The organism is Natrononativus sp. DTA114, assembly GCF_059736515.1.
In genome coordinates this window covers 514,192-528,708 of the sequence record NZ_JCASSN010000001.1, presented here as the reverse complement: position 1 = coordinate 528,708, position 14,517 = coordinate 514,192, and the positions used below count along the sequence as shown (strand labels likewise).

The 14,517-nt window shown below is 63.9% G+C and carries 16 protein-coding genes and 1 tRNA gene; 11 read left to right on the top strand and 6 right to left on the bottom strand.

What is annotated here, in order from left to right; all coding sequences use genetic code 11:
- Nucleotides 1–28: 28 nt before the first annotated feature.
- The 3 genes from AC6I6S_RS02740 (at nucleotide 29) to AC6I6S_RS02730 (ending at nucleotide 3,481) form a co-directional block, all read left to right on the top strand.
- Complete coding sequence (locus tag AC6I6S_RS02740) at nucleotides 29–1,468, top strand: outer membrane protein assembly factor BamB family protein (RefSeq protein ID WP_497948195.1); 1,440 nt, start codon at nucleotides 29–31, stop codon at nucleotides 1,466–1,468.
- An 86-nt stretch (nucleotides 1,469–1,554) separates the two neighbouring features.
- The gene (locus tag AC6I6S_RS02735) at nucleotides 1,555–2,928 is read left to right on the top strand and encodes an outer membrane protein assembly factor BamB family protein (RefSeq protein ID WP_497948194.1); all 1,374 of its coding nucleotides are present in this window, start codon (nucleotides 1,555–1,557) and stop codon (nucleotides 2,926–2,928) included.
- 181 nt (nucleotides 2,929–3,109) lie between these two features.
- Nucleotides 3,110–3,481, top strand: coding sequence for a 30S ribosomal protein S8e (locus AC6I6S_RS02730; protein WP_497948193.1), 372 nt, complete (start codon nucleotides 3,110–3,112; stop codon nucleotides 3,479–3,481).
- A 53-nt stretch (nucleotides 3,482–3,534) separates the two neighbouring features.
- On the opposite strand, the gene AC6I6S_RS02725 is transcribed toward AC6I6S_RS02730, so the two are convergent.
- Nucleotides 3,535–4,530: a PhoU domain-containing protein gene (locus AC6I6S_RS02725; RefSeq protein ID WP_497948192.1), complete on the bottom strand. Its 996-nt coding sequence runs from the start codon at nucleotides 4,528–4,530 to the stop codon at nucleotides 3,535–3,537.
- 203 nt (nucleotides 4,531–4,733) lie between these two features.
- On the opposite strand from AC6I6S_RS02725, the gene AC6I6S_RS02720 reads away from it, so the two are divergent.
- The 6 genes from AC6I6S_RS02720 (at nucleotide 4,734) to AC6I6S_RS02695 (ending at nucleotide 9,674) form a co-directional block, all read left to right on the top strand.
- The gene (locus tag AC6I6S_RS02720; RefSeq protein ID WP_497948191.1) at nucleotides 4,734–5,765 is read left to right on the top strand and encodes a PstS family phosphate ABC transporter substrate-binding protein; all 1,032 of its coding nucleotides are present in this window, start codon (nucleotides 4,734–4,736) and stop codon (nucleotides 5,763–5,765) included.
- 20 nt (nucleotides 5,766–5,785) lie between these two features.
- On the top strand, nucleotides 5,786–6,685 hold the full coding sequence (pstC, locus tag AC6I6S_RS02715) for a phosphate ABC transporter permease subunit PstC (RefSeq protein WP_497949289.1): 900 nt from the start codon (nucleotides 5,786–5,788) through the stop codon (nucleotides 6,683–6,685).
- Entirely contained in the window at nucleotides 6,682–7,590 is a 909-nt protein-coding gene (pstA, locus tag AC6I6S_RS02710; protein ID WP_497948190.1) for a phosphate ABC transporter permease PstA, read from the top strand. The genes pstC and pstA overlap by 4 nt, the downstream gene beginning before the upstream one ends.
- Nucleotides 7,591–7,694: 104 nt before the next feature.
- Nucleotides 7,695–8,546 carry a phosphate ABC transporter ATP-binding protein PstB gene (gene pstB, locus AC6I6S_RS02705; RefSeq protein WP_497948189.1) on the top strand — a complete coding sequence of 284 codons (852 nt, stop codon included), beginning with the start codon at nucleotides 7,695–7,697 and terminating at the stop codon, nucleotides 8,544–8,546.
- Between the two features lie 84 nt (nucleotides 8,547–8,630).
- Nucleotides 8,631–9,302, top strand: coding sequence for a phosphate signaling complex protein PhoU (gene phoU / locus AC6I6S_RS02700; protein ID WP_497948188.1), 672 nt, complete (start codon nucleotides 8,631–8,633; stop codon nucleotides 9,300–9,302).
- Nucleotides 9,303–9,371: 69 nt separating this feature from the next.
- Complete coding sequence (locus tag AC6I6S_RS02695; RefSeq protein WP_497948187.1) at nucleotides 9,372–9,674, top strand: hypothetical protein; 303 nt, start codon at nucleotides 9,372–9,374, stop codon at nucleotides 9,672–9,674.
- Here the strand turns inward: AC6I6S_RS02695 and AC6I6S_RS02690 are convergent.
- The 3 genes from AC6I6S_RS02690 to AC6I6S_RS02680 all read right to left on the bottom strand — a co-directional run bounded on the left by AC6I6S_RS02690 (nucleotide 9,663) and on the right by AC6I6S_RS02680 (nucleotide 11,903).
- Nucleotides 9,663–10,229: a DUF7344 domain-containing protein gene (locus tag AC6I6S_RS02690; protein WP_497948186.1), complete on the bottom strand. Its 567-nt coding sequence runs from the start codon at nucleotides 10,227–10,229 to the stop codon at nucleotides 9,663–9,665. The genes AC6I6S_RS02695 and AC6I6S_RS02690 overlap by 12 nt on opposite strands.
- A gap of 577 nt (nucleotides 10,230–10,806) precedes the next feature.
- Nucleotides 10,807–11,466, bottom strand: a complete 660-nt coding sequence (locus AC6I6S_RS02685; protein ID WP_497948185.1) for a helix-turn-helix domain-containing protein — start codon at nucleotides 11,464–11,466, stop codon at nucleotides 10,807–10,809.
- A 284-nt stretch (nucleotides 11,467–11,750) separates the two neighbouring features.
- Nucleotides 11,751–11,903: transfer RNA gene (locus tag AC6I6S_RS02680), tRNA-Met, on the bottom strand.
- A gap of 102 nt (nucleotides 11,904–12,005) precedes the next feature.
- Between AC6I6S_RS02680 and AC6I6S_RS02675 the strand changes: the two genes are divergently transcribed.
- Nucleotides 12,006–13,055 (top strand): DUF7115 domain-containing protein, encoded by a 1,050-nt coding sequence (locus tag AC6I6S_RS02675; RefSeq protein WP_497948184.1) that lies wholly within the window; start codon nucleotides 12,006–12,008, stop codon nucleotides 13,053–13,055.
- Nucleotides 13,056–13,079: 24 nt separating this feature from the next.
- On the opposite strand, the gene AC6I6S_RS02670 is transcribed toward AC6I6S_RS02675, so the two are convergent.
- Nucleotides 13,080–13,466 carry a DUF5830 family protein gene (locus AC6I6S_RS02670; protein ID WP_497948183.1) on the bottom strand — a complete coding sequence of 129 codons (387 nt, stop codon included), beginning with the start codon at nucleotides 13,464–13,466 and terminating at the stop codon, nucleotides 13,080–13,082.
- Between the two features lie 97 nt (nucleotides 13,467–13,563).
- Between AC6I6S_RS02670 and AC6I6S_RS02665 the strand changes: the two genes are divergently transcribed.
- A complete protein-coding gene (locus AC6I6S_RS02665) occupies nucleotides 13,564–14,274 on the top strand; it encodes a TVP38/TMEM64 family protein (protein WP_497948182.1) in 711 nt (236 codons plus the stop codon).
- Between the two features lie 33 nt (nucleotides 14,275–14,307).
- Here the strand turns inward: AC6I6S_RS02665 and AC6I6S_RS02660 are convergent, their stop codons facing one another.
- Nucleotides 14,308–14,463, bottom strand: a complete 156-nt coding sequence (locus tag AC6I6S_RS02660) for an HVO_2523 family zinc finger protein (RefSeq protein ID WP_497948181.1) — start codon at nucleotides 14,461–14,463, stop codon at nucleotides 14,308–14,310.
- Nucleotides 14,464–14,517: the final 54 nt, after the last annotated feature.

Sequence of the window (14,517 nt, the reverse complement as noted above, 5' to 3'; positions counted from 1 at the left end):
CCTCGACCTTCAGCAGAGCACGCGCCACATGTCACAGAATCCATCGACTCCGCCCACGGATCCGTCAGAACCGGACGGACGTCACCGCCGACGAACGCTCCTCCAGGCGACCGGTCTCGCAGCGACCGTCGGGCTCGCCGGGTGTGCGGGACTGTTGGAGGAACCCGAGAACGACACTGCCGCTGCGGAGCCGGAGCCGACGTGTGCGCCACCCGAGGACGTCCCCGAAGACGTTTCGGAGTACGCAACCCATCCGAACGACGACGTCTCCATGTTCGCCCGTGGGCTGCGCCGCCTCAGCTACTACCCCGACGAAGTCGTCCCGGAGTCGGTCGACGTGAACTGGTCGTTCCCGATCAACAACGTTGGCCACACCGCGGCCAAATCGAGTCCGGTTCCGACACCCGACGGCGAAACGATCGTTATCGCCGGCGACACCGGCTGGGTCCACGCGGTCGAACCCCTCGGGGAACCCCGCTGGGTCACCCGAACCGGTGCGACGAGGCTCGGCTTTCACGGCTCGCCGGCGATCGTCGACGGTACCGCCTACATCGGCGGCTACGACGGCGATATGTACGCAATTGATATCGACAGCGGAGAGATCGTCTGGCGAACCCGGTCGGAGGACCTCGAGAACACCCTGGCGATCGGCTCGAGTCCCGCCTACTACGACGGCACTCTCTACGTCATCGCCGAGTACGGCTCGCCTTCTTCGGGTGCACTCTGGACGTTCGACGCCGAAACGGGCGAGCCAACGCTGGTCGACGACCGCATCTGGGGCCAGCCCCATCCCTCGCCGACGATCGACCTCGAAACGGGGCGAATCTGTGCGGGGTCGAACGACGGCGTCGTCTACTGCTGGGAGTTCCCCTCGCTCGAGTTCCTCTGGGAGTACCAGACGGGTGGTGAGGACGGCCCCGACGGTGAGGAACGGGCCGACGGTGCGTTCACCGCCGGTGCCGAGATCAAAGGAACGATCGCCGCCCACGACGGCCGGGGTTACGTCGGCTCCTGGGACGAGCACGTCCACTGCATGAACCTCGAGGACGGCACCGAAGAGTGGACGTTCGAGACCGGCGGCCGGATCATGGCGAACCCGGCCCTGGATCCCGAGGACGACGTCCTCTACATCGGTAGTAACGACAACCACGTCTACGCCCTCGACTGCGAGTCCGGCGACGAACTGTGGTCCGCCGACGTCAACGGGTCGGTCATCGGCGCGCTGACGGTCACCGCCGGCACGGTACTCGTCGGCTCCTACGATACCTTTCTGTACGCACTCGACAAGGAAACCGGCGACCGCTGCTGGCGCGTCGAGAACCGCGGCCACGTGACGAGTGCCCCGGTCCCCGTCGACGGCCGGATCTACTACGCCGAGCGCGGCGTCTTCTCGAACTACTGGGATGACGACAAGGAGACGGTGCTCGAGGAGCCCGGCCACGCCTACTGCCTCGTCGAAGACGACTGACTCGAGCGGAGAGCCAGCGAGGCATCGAAAACGACCACGCACCGTGACGTTTTTGCTCGCGGCCCGCTCGGTGTGGAGCAACGGATATGGGATCACCGAATCAGGAAGCGCCGCTCGACCCCAGGGACCTCGGGAAATCGGGCTCGCCTCGCCGACAGTTCCTCCGTACCTCCGGGGCCGTCGTGGTGGCCGGACTCGCCGGCTGTACCCTCCCGAGCGCCGACGATGGACGTTCCGCCGAGATCGAGGGGGACGAGGTCGCGATGTTCCGCCGCGACCTCCAGCGGACAGGGTACTATCCCGACGAAACGGTTCCCGATTCGGTCACCGTCAACTGGCAGTTCCCGATCAACAACGTGGGCCACACCGCGGCTAAGTCGAGCCCGCTCCTCACACCCGACGGCGAGAGGGTCCTGATCGCCGGAGACACCGGCTGGGTGCACGCGTACGCTCCCGACGGGGAACTGCGCTGGTCGTCGCTGACCGGCGCGACCGATCTGGGGTTTCACGGCTCGCCGGCGATCGTCGACGGCACCGCCTACATCGGCGGCTACGACGGGGATCTCTACGCGTTCGACATCGAGACGGGCGATCTGGTGTGGCGAACGCGCTCGAGCGAACTCGACGGCACGTTAGCGATCGGCTCGAGTCCCGCCTATCACGACGGTACCCTCTACGTCATCGCCGAGTACGGCTCGCCCTCCTCGGGCGCGCTGTGGGCGATCGATCCGGAAACCGGCGAGCCGACCTGGAGCGACGACCGCATGTGGGGCCAGCCCCACCCCTCGCCGACGATCGACCTCGAGACGGGGCGGATCTGTGCGGGGTCGAACGACGGCGTGCTCTACTGCTGGGAGTACCCCTCCCTCGAGTTTCTCTGGGAGTTCCAGACCGGCGGCGAGGACGGTCCCGACGGCGAGTCGAAGGCGGGCGGTCGGTTCAACCTCGGCGCTCAGATCAAGGGCACGGTCGCGGCCCACGAAGGACGGGGTTACTTCGGTTCCTGGGACGGCTCCTTCTACTGCGTCGACCTCGAGGACGGCACCGAGGAGTGGGCGTTCGAGACGGGCGAGGTGAACATGTCGAACCCTGCCGTCCATCCCGGAGACGACGTCGTCTACATGGGCGACGACGGGGGGTACGTGTACGCCCTCGAGACCGAGAGCGGCGAGGAGGTGTGGTCGGCAAACGTTCATGGCCGCGTGATCGGTGCGCTCACCGCAACCGCCGAGACGGTGCTCGTCGGCTCCTACGACACCCATCTCTACGCCCTCGACAGGGAGACCGGAGAGCGAAAGTGGCGAGTCCGAAACCGGGGTCGAGTCACCAGCGCGCCGGTCCCTCGAGACGGTCGGATCTACTACGCCGAACGCGGCGTCTTCTCGAACTACTACGATGACGACGAAGAGACGGTGCTCGAGCAACCCGGTCACGCCTACTGCCTCGTAGACGATGGATAGTACTGCCAGCACGGTGAGCGACTTCGCGGCAGATAGTAACCCCCACCGCGAGCGAACGTAGTGAGCGAGCGGTCTTTTTTGTTCGAGCTTTTTTGCGCGAGGGTGAACGGAGTGAACCCGAACGGAAAAAAGGTCGGGATGAAAGCGTGCATTCAAGTAGCCGCCACGACTTCTCCCGGGTATGCAAGATCAGGGACGCTCTACCCGCAAGCGAACCGGCGGTCGACTGAAGCACACCCGAAACCGCAAGAAGCACGAACTCGGCCGCTCCCCGACGGAGACACAGATCGGCGAACCCCGCTTCCGAACCGTCGCCGTCCGCGGCAACGACGAGAAAACCCGCGCGCTCGCGACGAACGTCGCTAACGTCAACACCGGCGGCGAGACGGTCCAGACCGAGATCGAAGACGTCATCGAAAACGACGCGAACCCCAACTACGTCCGCCGAAACATCATCACGAAGGGCGCAGTGATCAACACGGGCGAAGGGCAGGCTCGCGTCACCTCCCGACCCGGCCAGACGGGCCAGGTTAACGCCGTTTTACTCGAGTAATTCACAATCCATTTCCGAAAACACGCCGACTCCTGAGCGATGAGTTCGTCCGTTCAGGGCCGCGGTGCGGCCTTCTGTAACGCCGTCTCCGCGATGTTGCCGCCGTAGTCGGCGGTCCGCGAGAGCGAGTCGACGATCAGCCCGAGCGACTGGGCCTCGACCGGGTCGAGGTCCCGGAGAATGTCGTCGATCGCTCGCGTGTGTTCGTCGATGTCCAGGATCGCCTCGCGGGCGGCGTGGCCCAGCCGGTTCGCCTCCTCACTCTCCTCGGCGAACAGCGCGTCCATCGACTTCTCGAGGATGTCTGAGGCGTCGTCGTAGAGCGCGGTGAGTCCCTCGGCGACGTCGGCAGGAATCTCCTCGAGTTTGAGCGCGAGTTTGCTGATCTTCACCGCGTGGTCGGCGACCCGCTCGAGTTGGCGGGCGCTCGAGTGGTAGTCGAAACAGTCCTCGCGGGGAACACCGAGTTCTTCTGTCGCCCGCGGCGAGCGGAGCGTCGCCCGAAAGATACGGGAGACGACGAGCCAGAGGCGGTCGACGTCGTCGTCGCGTTCGATCACGTCGCGGGCGATGTCGTCGTCGTCCTCGAGCAGCGCCGTCATCGCGTCCTCGAGCATCGACTCGGCGATCAGGCGCATCCGAGTGACCGCGTTGACGATCGAGAGCTCCGAGGAGTCGAGCAAGTCCTGAATGACGACGCTGTCGGTCGTCTCCTCCAGGACCTCGACCCCGACGAGACTCTGGGTGGCGTCCCGAATCGCCCGGCGCTGGTCGGTCGTGATCCGGCCCGCCTCGAGGGTGATGATATCGAAGCCGCTTACGTACATCGTCATCACCGCGCGGGTGAGTCGCTCGCCCTCGAGACTCGTCACGTCGAGGGTCCCTTTCTGTCGGTGGGTGTCGCTCTGTGGAGTCAGAAGCAACGAGTCGTCTTCGGGGTAGAATTCGACGGTCGTTCCGGCGCTGACGTCGTTATCGGTCGCCCACGTCTTCGGCAGCGAAACGGTGTACGTCGACCCCCCCGTTACCTGGACCTTGCGAGTCTCCATACGCGGGGTTTTTCGACCAGGACTATAAATCACCTCCTATCTATAGACTGTTTCTAAAACCCGCGTAGTGGCGGCAAATACGTACATTACCGGTATACGGCGACGAATAATTAGCTAGCCTATCACAGTCAACGGTAGTCTAACATAGCACTATATAGTAGACATAGTAGGCTACTTAGAGGGAATAGACCACCCATTCAGTAATGGGAACGGAGCCGACACCAGATATAGAGGGGCACTCGCGTCGCCGCGTGCTGATGGGCGGCGCAAGCGCCATTCTCGCGGGGTTGGCGGGGTGTATTGCTCGTGGAGAGGACAGTGGCCTAGCAGGGGAGATCCGAGTGGACGGGAGCAACACGGTCCTTCCACACGGCGCCGTCGTCTCCGAAGAGTTCCAGTGGCGCAACAATCGCGTCGTGATCCCGGTTCGGGGTTCCGGAACCGGTGCGGGATTCCAGCGGTTCTGTACGGGCGAAACCCACGTACAGAACGCGAGCCGGACGATTCTCGAGGACGAGGAGGCGCTCTGTGAAGAAAACGGCATCGAGTACGTCGAACTCGAGACGGCGCTCGACGGCCTCGCGGTGTTCGCCAGTCCCGAGAACGACTGGTGTGACGATCTCACGGTCGAGGAACTCGCGGCGATCTGGGAGTCCGGTTCCGACGTCGAAACGTGGCAAGACGTCCGCGAGGAGTGGCCGGACGAAGAGATCGAACTCTACGGCCGCGACGCGGCCTCGGGAACGTTCGACTACTTCACCGAGGCGCTCACCGGCGAGATCGGTAACATCAGATCGGACTACTCCGCGAGCGCGGACACGAACGTCATCGTCCGCGGCGTCAGGGGGAGTCCCTACGGCCTCGGCTTCGGCGGGGCAGGGTACTACTACGAGAACGAGGACGATCTGAAACTCCTCGGCGTCGACGACGGAGAGGGTCCCGTCGAGCCGACCCGCGAGACGGTCGAAAGCGGCGAGTATACGCCGCTCACCCGATCCCTGTACACGTATTTCCGAACCGACGGCTTCGAGCGCGAAGCGGTGCGTCGCTTCGCCCGGTTCTACTTCGAGGAGATCGACGGCGAGGCGACCGAGGCGGACGTCGTCGAGGACGGTGAGACGCTGACCTGGACCCAGTGGGCCGCTCGACGGGTCGGCTACTACGCGGTTCCCGACGAAACCATCGAGGAGGACGTAACGAAACTCGAGGACGCGATCGAGGAGGTGGTCGCGTGAGCGACGCGACCGCGACGGCGATCACCAGCGGTGGCAGCGACCTCGCCGATCGGAAGAACGCAGCAATCCGGTACGTCTTCTTTTCGTGCGCACTCGTCACCGTGCTCACGACGCTCGCGATTATCCTCGTGCTCGTCCAGGGCTCGGTGGAGTTCTTCCGCCACGTTTCGCTCGTCGAGTATCTCACCGGTACGGAGTGGTCGCCGGTTATTCGGCCACAGAGCTACGGCGTGTTGCCGCTGGTCTGGGGGACGCTGCTGATCACCGTCGGATCGGCCGCTATCGCGATCCCGGTCGGCACCGCGACGGCGATCTACCTCTCCGAGTACGCCGACCCGCAGGTGAGAAAGACGATCAAGCCGACACTCGAGGTCCTCGCCGGGATCCCGACGATCGTCTACGGCTTCTTCGCGCTCTCGCTGATCACGCCCGTGATCCGGTTTTTCTTCCCCGAGACGGGGACGTTCAACGCCGCCGCGGGGGCGATCGTCGTCGGTATCATGATCATCCCGATGGTCTCGAGCCTCAGCGAGGACGCCATGTCGGCGGTGCCCGACGACCTCCGGAACGCCGCCTACGGCCTCGGCGCGACCAAGTTCGAGGTGTCGACGAGCGTCGTCTTCCCGGCGTCGCTCTCGGGCGTGATCGCGGCCTACATCCTCGCGATTTCGCGGGCGATCGGTGAGACGATGGCCGTGACGCTCGCGGCGGGAATGCACCCACAGATCACGGCGAACCCGCTCGAGCCGATCCAGACGATGACGGCGTACATGGTCCAGATCGGGATCAGCGACGTCTCGGTCGACTCGATCGGCTACCAGAGCCTGTTCGCTGTCGGGCTCACACTGTTCGCGATGACGCTCGGAATGAACCTGTTCAGTATGTGGGTTCGTTCCCGCTACCGGGAGGAGTATCAATGAGCACCGACACTGGCTCGCCGCTCGGCGAGTCGACCGGCGACATCGAGCGAAAGCGCACGATCGGACGCGTCTTCGTCGGCATCTGTTTCGCCTCGACGCTGGTGGGGATCGTCGCTCTCGTCGCCCTCGTCGCGGACGTGCTCTACGAATCCTGGGGCTGGATCACCTGGGAGTTCCTCACCTATCCGCCCTCCCAGAGCGTCGAGAACTACCTTCCCGGCGGCCGCGGCGCCGGAATGTATCCGGCGATCGTCGGCTCGGTGTTCCTCATCGCGCTGACCGCCGTCTTCACGATCTTCCTCGGCGTCGGCGCGGCGGTCTACCTGGAGGAGTACGCCCCCGAGAGCCGGCTGAAGTCGTTCATCGAGGCGAACATCGCCAACCTCGCCGGCGTCCCCTCGATCGTTTATGGTCTTCTGGGGCTGGCGATTTTCGTCCGGGCGTTCCAGCTCGGCTCGAGCCTCATCGCCGGCGCGCTGACGCTGACGTTGCTGATCCTGCCGATCGTCATCGTCGCGACTCAGGAGGCGCTGCGGGCGGTTCCCGATTCCCAGCGTCAGGCCGCCTACGGCGTCGGTGCGACCCAGTGGCAGGTCATCCGCGACGTCGTATTGCCCCGAGCGCTGCCGGGGATCATGACGGGAACGATCCTCTCGCTGTCGCGGGCGATCGGCGAAACCGCACCGATCCTGATGGTCGGTGCCGCGACCTCGCTGTTCGTCGCCCCCGACGGCCTCACCAGCCCGTTCAGCGCCATGCCGATGACCATCTTCGAGTGGGCGACCCTGCCCGAGGCGGAGTTCCAGCACATCGCCGCCGCCGGAATCGTCGTCCTGCTCACGATCCTGCTCGCGATGAACGCGGTTGCGATCTTCATCCGAAACAAGTACGATCCACGCTCCTGACCATGACACCACGAGACAGTTCGTCCAAAACCGCCGATCCGACCGCGACCGACGACGAATCGAGTTCCACAACAGGTACCTCCCTCGAAACCAACACACGAACGATGGACGGGGACAGCTCGGCAACGGGATACCACGCCGACGACTCACCGACGGACGCAACGGCGACTCGTACCGACGACACCGGCGCCGCCGCGCGTGGCGAGGAGATCGTGATCGAATCTCGCGACCTGGACGTCTTCTACGGCGACACGCAGGCCCTTCGGGGGATCGACATGGACATTCCCGAGCGCCAGGTGACGGCCCTGATCGGCCCCTCGGGCTGTGGGAAGTCGACCTTCCTGCGCTCGATCAACCGGATGAACGACCTGATCGACGTCGCCCGCGTCGAGGGGGAACTCTACTTTCACGGGAAGAACGTCTACGACGACGACGTCGACCCCGTCGCGCTGCGCCGAAAGATCGGGATGGTCTTCCAGAAACCGAACCCGTTCCCAAAGAGCATCTTCGACAACGTCGCCTACGGACTTCGCGTCCAGGGGAAAGACGACGACGTCGAGGAGAAAGTCCACACCGCACTCGAGCGCGCCGCCATTCTGGACGAGGTCGAAGACCGTCTCGACGAGAGCGGTCTCGAGCTTTCGGGCGGCCAACAGCAGCGACTCTGTATCGCCCGCGCAATCGCACCTGATCCCGAGGTGATCCTGATGGACGAACCTGCGAGCGCGCTCGACCCCGTCGCGACCTCACAGATCGAGGACCTGGTCGAAGAGCTCGCCGAGGAGTACACCGTGGTGATCGTCACCCACAATATGCAACAGGCCGCCCGGATCTCCGACAAGACTGCCGTCTTCCTGACCGGCGGCGAACTCGTCGAGTTCGACGACACGAACAAGATCTTCGAGAACCCCGAACACGACCGCGTCGAGGACTACATCACGGGCAAGTTCGGCTGACCATCCGTTCTCGAGCCATCCGTCTTACGTGCAACCGTCTGTGACGAGCGCAAGCTACATCAGCGCTGACGAGCGTTTCTACGCATGGCCAGAAAATCCTACCAGGAGCAACTCACCGAGCTTCGGGGTGACGTCCTCTACATGAGCGAGGTCGTGATGGAACGGCTTCGGATGGGACTCGACGCCCTGGAGCAGAAGGACGAAGAGCTCGCACGCGAAGTCATCGAAGGCGACAGCGAGATCAACCGGATGTATCTCGATCTCGAGCAGCAGTGTATCGATCTGCTCGCTCTCCAGCAGCCGGTCGCCAGCGATCTACGATTTATCGCGGCGTCGTTCAAGATCATCACCGACTTAGAGCGGATCGGCGACCTCGCGACCAACCTCGGCGAGTACACCATCGACGCCGAGCGCGACCTCTTTCCGGACGTCGACGTCCAGGCGATGGGCGATCTGACGCTCGTGATGATCGACGACGCGATGACGGCCTACGATACGGAGGACGTCGACGCCTGTCGAGAGCTCGCCGAGCGCGACGACGACCTCGACCACTTCGCCGAACGAGCGAGCGAAATCGTCGTCCGTGACCTGATCGAGCGCGAACTCGAGTCGCCCGACGAGGTCGAACTGCTCCTCCAGGACGTCTCCAGACTGCTGTTGACGATTCGGGACCTCGAGCGGGTCGGCGACCACGCGGTCAACATCGCCGCACGAACGCTGTACATGGTCGAGAACGACGACGAACTCATCTACTAAAACCCCGGCTAAAAAGCGTACACTGCGAGTCGAGAACGTTGATATGTCTCGAGCCCGGACCACCAGAGGATGGGATCCGAACGGACGGGGTGGTTCGGTGAGATCGGTATCGAACAACAGGCGCGGCTTCTCGGAATCGTCCTGGCGGGTACCGGACTGTGGCTCGCGCTTACGGGTGCCGCAGCCGCCACGGCGCCGGAGTGGTATCTCGAGTGGCTCGCGGGCGGCTCGCTCGGCGGGATGTCGGTCGTCGAACGCGGCTGGGCCGGTATCCTCGGTGGCTCGCTGTTACTCACGTTCGCCGTCGTACTGTATCGGAAAGTCGTTTTGCAACCGATCGACCGGACGCTGCTCGACGAATCACAGTGGTGACTGCGTCGAGCAGAGGTGGCTGAGTGTGAGCGTCGAGAACGCAGCGACCACGAACGCAGCGACGGGGAACCCACCTACCGCCGGAGGGCCGAGCGCAGCGACGGCCAGCAGACAGACGCAGAGAACGGACACGGCCGCGTAACGACGAGCCCACAGCCCTTCGTTGTCCTGGCGGCCGTCGATGAACGGATCGAGCTGTGCGGCACGCGGCGTTCGCTCGACGAGTCCGCGGTTTTGTTGGTAGTCGATAACTCCCTCCGCCTCGAGTTTGGGAAGATGCGACTGGTACAGCGAGATATACACCCGCTGGCGCTCGCTCGAGGTGAGCGCCTCGACGGTGGTTTCTTGCTCCCAGGCCGCTACCTGTTCGGCGAGATCGCGCATACGGACGGGCCCGTCGGTATCACGGAGATATCGCAGGACGTCGCGTCGACGTTTCGTCTGGAGCAGATGAAACACGTCGTCGATTTCGAGCGGCGACAGCTCGTCCGCGGTCGGCGTCTTCGGCTGCCGCGCGTCCCTGAGGCCACCCGAGACAGTGTCAGCAAAGCTCATATTCTCGCTCGGCAGAAGACGGTGTCCCTATATAAAGCGTCGCTGCTCTCCCACTACGTGACACACAGAAATACTACATTATCGGCAGGTATCGGTCCACTCCCACCGTCTGAACGCCTGTTGGCGCTGTGGGCGCTCGTCGCAATCGCCGATCCGGCCGACTCTGTTGCAGATCGTTCAATCGCACGACTGCGCCGAGATGCCGCCGAGCCGTCGTGCACTCGCTCGAGGTCGGCCCGGCGGCTGGCAGTCGTGGTCACACAGCCACGAGTGACCACGAAACGTTGGCTGAGCATGGTACCAGTCCCGGTGTGACTTGCCGTGATAACGGCTACACATCGTATGACTCGGTACTCGCAGGGGGTGTCCGGAAGTCGATACAGCGGGTCGGTGTCGTCCACCGACGTCCGCACTATCGGCATCCTCGGATATAAACGCACATTCTGCGGCCAATATGGCACTAACGCGTCTTAAAACGAGACAAAAACACATCTGATGCAGCCTATGGTGCCGTATTGTCAGATATGGGGGCGCAGACGGAAAGGCTCTGTACGGCTGTTTACAACTGACAGTCTACTCAGGAGTCGATTCCGGCCGGCGTCATCCGGTTCGAGAGCTCTTCGCTTACGAGAGCGGCGTGACTCCGACGAAGGCGTTCCGAGAGCGCCTGGTGTGAGACGTCGAGTTCGGCAGCGAGTTCCTGAAGCGTCACCTTCCGTGGCACGTCGAAGTAGCCGAGTTCGTTCGCTTTGACGATCGTCTCGTACTGCGTCGTCGTGAGCGGGCTCGCACCTCCCGAGGGCTCGTCGAGCGACGTCACGCGCTTTACGGATACCTGGTACTCCTGCTCCTCGAAAACGGAGTGGGCCCCGGAGAGCGCACTCCGGTCGTGGAAGAGCAACTTCAGCGACCACGTCCCTCCGCTCGCCGATGCCTCGAGGACGGCGCCATCGTTCTGTGAGACGATCCGCTGGAACCCCTCGAGTTCCTCATTGAACTCGAGGCGAAACAGCCACCGGTCGTCGCTCGTATCTGCGAGACTCGCGATCACGTCGACGGACGGATCGGCCTCGAGCGTCGCTTCCACCGTGTGACGGTCGGGCCCCGAAACCCACACGAGCGGTGGAGAGGAACCGATCAATCCAGCGATCTGGAGCTCGAACGCTGGCAGGCGATCGAACGTTTCGGAGAGACCGAGCCGATCGGCTGGACTTTCGAGTTCGACGACTGTCGTCATTGTCGATACCAACCACAACCGAATATAGACCCGTTCCGTTTGCGGTAGCCTTTCCCGCTACCATTTGAGATAGAATATCATCGGAAGCGGACACTCATAACCTTCGATAATCAGTAGTGGGGATGTCCACGTATGGAAAGCCGGGAGAGCCTCGAACCGCGGAAATTCCGCAGAATTTTCCTGCCTCACGCTCGCTGGCGCTCGCGTGAGACCTACCGGGTTCTCCCCGTCCTCGGGCGTTTTCGGCGTGGCCACTCGTCTTCGACTCGTGGTGTCGGTGAAAATGCCCGGGGAGGGCTCCGAACCCTCGATCTCCGCATGTCCCAGGTCCGAGGCTCGGCAGAGTCCTCGAGGGACACGGAGGCTTCCAAGGCGAAACCGCACCGAATCTCTGAACCCTATGAGTGCGGCGCTATGTCCAGCTAAGCCACCCGGGCTCACTCTCCGGTTGTGCCGTGTGTTTCTTTAAGCTTCCCATTCGAGGCTCCCGTGTAACGACGACCCACGGATTTATCACATGCTGTTACTAACTGCGGAGCATGAACGTTCCCGACACCGTTCGGTCGACGCTCGACGGCGAAGAGATCGCCGCACAGGTGTCACTCGGCGGTGAAGACGAACTCTACGTCACTCCCTCGAGAACGCTCGTCTACCGCGCCGAGGGGCTGTTGAGCGACGAATCCGTCGACGGCTACCCACACGACGCGGACCGCCTGACGCTCTCGGAAGGCCGGCGAAAAACCCGATTCTCGCTCGAGTACGCCCTCGACGGGACGAGCGAGTTCACCGTCCCCGCAACGAAATCTGAGGCGGCGCTCCACCCGATTCTGGCGGGCGTCCTGAGCGGCAACGGGATCACCGATCCCGGCGAAACCGTCGTCCAGACCTACCGGTTCAGCGAACTCACCGTGATCATCACGAGCGACCGACTCCTGAAACACATCGGCGAGGCCGTCTGGGACGGCGACTTCGAGGGGTATCACTTCGACGACGTTACGAACCTCGCCTTCGAGGACGGCTCGGTCGCAACCCAGATCGTCCTCACCGTCGACGGCCGACAGCAGCGCATCAAGGCGCCGAATGACCAGGCCGACGACGTCCGTGAACGGCTGAAACGCGCGCTGTTCGCCTACCACGACGTCGAGACGCTCTCGGCGCTGAACGAGCAGGTAGCAGACGATGACGAGGAGCAACGGGAAGATCCGGCAACGGCGTTCGGTGAGGGCGTCGATCCGCTCGACGCCGATCCACCGGCGCCCGAGAGTTCCGAGCCTGACACCTCGAGCGAACCGGCCGAGGCGACGACAGCGGCGGCGTCGGCAAAGGCGTCGAACGCGTCCGGGACAGCGCTGACACAGTCGGTCGAGGGCGACACAGAAACAAACGACCCACCTGCGACGTCGGCCGAACCGGACCCCGAGGGCGAGTTCGAACGCAGTGCCTTCACCCCGGCGAGTTCAACGGTCGATTCCCAACTGCTCGAGCGTCTCGAGGCGCTCGAAACGACCGTCGAACGACAGACTGAGCTCCTCGAGCGCCAGCAGGAAACCATCGAGCAGTTGATCGCAGAACTCCGGCAGGGCAGGTAGATCTCGGCTCGCTCCCCTGTCCGATCATTCTTCTCGTCCGGTTACTTTCCGGATGCACGACGAGCCGAACGGGCCGAGTTCGCCCGCATCGAGTTTGATAAAGTGTCCCGTCGAGAGCCCGGAGCCACAGCGCCGACAGGAAAAGTCCCCCTCTTTGGTGATCACGTCCTGTTCGTAGCGGACGTAGAGGCGACTCTTCGGGCGGATGATGCCGTTCTCCCGTTCGATGATCCCGCGGAGTTCGGCCTCGTCGAGGATCGTCCGCGTCACCGCCGGATCGCTCGTCACGGTTTCGATCCGGTCGACGGCGTCGGCGAGCGGGAGCGACTCGTGCTCGAGGCGCTCGAGAAGCGCGAGGCCGAGTTCGACGCGCTCGTCGGTCGCGTCGGCTGGGCGGTCGTCGGACCTCATCGGTACAACCTGCCGTGGCCGGTCGAATAAGCGTTGCGTTGGTGCGGTGGCCCCGGGAGACACAAAGGTTTCAACCCTCGAGTAAGAACTCGGTGCGATGGCAGTGCCGTCCGTCTCGAACCGGTCGCTCGTGGGGCTCGTACTCCTCGCGACGATCGCGACGGCGGGTGCGCTCGTACCGGCGTCGACGGTATTCACCGCCGTCGAAGCGGTGACCGATGACCCCGTCCGCTTCGCGGTCGTCGTCGCCGGCCTCTACCTCCTCCGGCCCCTGTTCGCGATTCCGACGACGCCGCTCGCGGTCGTCGTCGGCTACGGTTACGGCGTCGCGCTCGGCGTTCCGGTCGCACTCCTCGGCGTCGCGGTGACGGTGATCCCTGTCTTTCTCGCCGCCCGGTGGATCGGTACGCCTTCGAGCCCGCCCCGTGGAGTAATCGGACGGGCGCTCGAGCGAGCCGAAGCCGTCGGCGGCCGGTACTACGAGACGGCCGGTCCCGTTCGCGGCGTCATCGCCTCGCGGCTCGCACCGATCCCCTCGGATATCGCGACGTGTGCGGCGGCGATGAGCGGCGTTCGGCTCCGTCACCTGGTCGTCGGGACGGCGATCGGGGAACTCCCCTGGACGATCGCGGCTGTGGTCGTTGGCGCGTCTGCGGCAACGGTGACGACCGCCGGCTTCGGTGAGTTCGGACTCGCGTTGACGCTCGCGTGTCTGCTCGCGGCGCTGGTTCTGCTCGCGGGACCGATCTACCGTACCGTGTGGGCCGATTCCCGCTCGGGAGACTCGAGTCACGCTCTCGACGGCTGATTCGGTCTGACGCGCCGTTCGATACGCAGAACGTCACCTGAACGGATCGCTGCAGTCGATCACGACGCCGTGTTGCGGGCAGACGTACTTGCAGTGGCGCTTATACAGCGGGGCCTGACAGTGCGGACAGGTTGGGGCGCCCGCCGTCTCTCCTTCCCAGCTTCGTTGCCCCTCGCTCCCGTCGTTCATATCCTCTACTCCGTGATCGCGGGCTAAATCGGTTCGGTGTAGTCACGGGAGTCT